Raw genomic sequence first — 205 nt, 5'->3', positions numbered from 1 at the left:
CGACAGCGTGATGGAGCTGCCGCCGAGGAGGAACGCCCCGAAGACACCGGCGCCGATCAGCAACGCCGAGTAGACCGCCGACTCCAGACCGATGCTGATGCCGGCCAGGATCACGGTCGCCGCGCCGGTCTGCGAGCTCTTGCCGATGTCCTGCACCGGTCTCCGGTTGGTCTCGGTGAAGTAGCCGGTCAGCGCCTGGATCGCG

Annotated in this window: 1 protein-coding gene; it reads right to left on the bottom strand. The window is 68.3% G+C overall.

Annotated features, from left to right (window positions below):
• A partial coding sequence (locus tag C7C45_RS33360) for a sodium/proton-translocating pyrophosphatase (protein WP_146247515.1) occupies positions 1-205 on the bottom strand: 205 nt, incomplete at both ends.

Origin of the sequence: Micromonospora arborensis, from assembly GCF_003205615.1 — a bacterium.
Taxonomy (GTDB): domain Bacteria; phylum Actinomycetota; class Actinomycetes; order Mycobacteriales; family Micromonosporaceae; genus Micromonospora; species Micromonospora arborensis.
This window is presented reverse-complemented; position numbering and strand designations above follow the sequence as displayed.